1 protein-coding gene is annotated in these 2,644 nt (G+C 70.5%); it reads right to left on the reverse strand.

Translation table 11 applies throughout. The features are described 5' to 3' along the window. A partial coding sequence (locus VJN29_RS05760) for a glutamate synthase central domain-containing protein (protein WP_324142631.1) occupies positions 1-2,644 on the reverse strand: 2,644 nt, incomplete at both ends.

Raw genomic sequence — 2,644 nt, forward strand, 5'->3', positions numbered from 1 at the left:
GTGCCGGGTGCGCGCCACCCAGGGATAGACCTTCGACCCGGGGAGCTGGCCGCCCTCACCGGGCTTGGCTCCCTGGGCCATCTTGATCTGGATGTCGTCGGCGTGCGTGAGGTAGAGAGACGTCACGCCGAAGCGCCCGGACGCCACCTGCTTGATCGCCGAACGGCGCGTCGGATCCATGAGGCGGTCGACGTCCTCACCGCCCTCGCCGGTGTTGGAGCGCGCCTGAAGGCGGTTCATGGCGATCGCCAGGGTCTCGTGGGCCTCCTGGCTGATCGAGCCGTAGCTCATCGCGCCGGTGTTGAACCGCCGGACGATCTCGCTGACCGGCTCGACCTCCTCGATGGGCACCGGGGGGCGTCGCTCGGCGCCGCCTAGCTGGAAGAGCCCGCGCAGGGTCATCAGTCGCCCGGCCTGCTCGTCGACCCGACGGGTGTACTGCTTGAAGACGTCATAGCGGCGCGCTCGGGTCGCGTGCTGGAGGCGGAACACCGTCTCCGGGTCGAACAGGTGCGGCTCGCCCTCCCGGCGCCACTGGTACTCACCGCCGACGAGGAGCTTGCGGTGGGCCTGCCGGATGCCGTCCGCCGGGTAGGCCATGCCGTGTCGCGCCGCCGTCTCCTCGGCGAGGACGTCGAGCCCCACCCCGCCCAGCTGGCTCACCGTCCCGGTGAAGAACTCGTCGACCACGTCCTGCGACAGACCGATCGCCTCGAACACCTGGGCTCCGCGGTAGGAGGCGACCGTCGAGATGCCCATCTTGGACATCACCTTGAGCACGCCCTTGCCGAGCGCCTTGATGAGGTTCGCGACCGCCTTCTCCTCGGTGACCTCGGTGATGGCCCCGTGCCGGACCATGTCCTCCACGGTCTCCATCGCGAGGTAGGGGTTGATCGCGGCGGCGCCGTACCCGACGAGGAGCGCCACGTGGTGGACCTCCCGGACGTCGCCGGCCTCGACGAGCAGTCCGACCTGGGTGCGGGTCTTCTCGCGGATGAGGTGGTGGTGCACGGCGCTGGTGAGGAGCAGGGACGGGATCGGGGCGAGGTCGCGGTCGGAGTCGCGGTCGGAGAGCACGACGAAGCGCGCTCCCCCGGCGATGGCGGCCGAGACCTCGGCGAAGATCTCGTGGAGCCGCGCCCGCAACGCTGCCTCGCCGCCGTGGACGTCGTAGGTACCTCGGACGACGACCGTGCTGTAGCCCGGAAGGTCGCCGTCGGCGTTGATGTGGACGAGCTTGGCGAGCTCGTCGTTGTCGATGACCGGGAACGGCAGGACCACCTGCCGTGCGTGCCCCGGGGTGGCCGCGAGGACGTTGCCCTCGGGGCCGATCGCCGATGCGAGCGACGTGACGAGCTCTTCGCGGATGGCGTCCAGCGGAGGGTTGGTCACCTGGGCGAACAGCTGGCTGAAGTAGTCGAAGACGAGGCGGGGGCGCTCGGAGAGCACGGCGATGGGCGTGTCCGTGCCCATGGACCCCAGCGCCTCCGCACCGGTGCGCGCCATGGGCGCGATGAGGATCCTCAGCTCCTCCTCGGTGTACCCGAAGGTGCGCTGTCGCCGTGCCACGGACGACGCGGTGTGGATGATGTGCTCTCGCTCCGGCAGGTCCCCGAGCTCGATGAGCCCGGCGTGCAGCCACTCCTCGTAGGGGTGCTCGGCCGCGAGCGACGACTTGACCTCCTCGTCCCCGACGATCCGCCCCGCTGCGGTGTCGACGAGGAACATGCGCCCTGGTTGGAGCCGGCCGCGTCGGACGACGTTCTCCGGCTCGATGTCGAGGACGCCGGACTCGGAGGCGAGCACGACGAGACCGTCGGCGGTCACCCAGTACCGACCGGGGCGGAGGCCGTTGCGGTCGAGGACCGCGCCGATCAGGGTGCCGTCGGTGAAGGTCACGCAGGCCGGCCCGTCCCAGGGCTCCATGAAGGTCGAGTGGAACTCGTAGAACGCCCGGCGGGCGCGGTCCATCGACTCGTGGTTCTCCCAGGCCTCCGGGATCATCATGAGCACCGCGTGCGGCAGCGACCGGCCGCCGAGGTGGAGCAGCTCGAGCACCTCGTCGAAGGTCGCCGAGTCCGAGGCGCCCGGGGTGCAGATGGGGAAGATGCGCTCGAGGTCGCCGGGGATGACGTCGGAGCGCACCTGGCTCTCGCGCGCCCGCATCCAGTTCCGGTTGCCCTTGACGGTGTTGATCTCGCCGTTGTGCGCGATCAGCCGGTACGGGTGGGCCAGCGGCCAGCTCGGGAAGGTGTTCGTCGAGAAGCGCGAGTGCACCAGCGCCAGCTCGGAGGTGAAGCGCTCGTCGGACAGGTCGGGGAAGAACGGCTCGAGCTGACCGGTGGTGAGCATGCCCTTGTAGACCAGGGTGCGGGCCGACAGCGACGGGAAGTAGACCTCGGCTTCGTGCTCGGCGCGCTTGCGCAGGCAGAACGCCACCCGGTCGAGCGCGATCCCCGACAGGCCGCCGTCGGAGGCGACGAACAGCTGGCGGAAGAAGGGCATGCACTCGCGGGCCGCGCGGCCGACGAGGTCGGGCGTCACCGGTACGTCGCGCCAGGCGATGACCCGCAGGCCCTCGTCGGCGGCGATCTCCTCGATGCGGGCCTCGGCGACCGCGCGCTCGGCGTCGTCGTCGGGGAGG

Source organism: Intrasporangium sp., from assembly GCF_035280925.1.
GTDB lineage: Bacteria > Actinomycetota > Actinomycetes > Actinomycetales > Dermatophilaceae > Intrasporangium.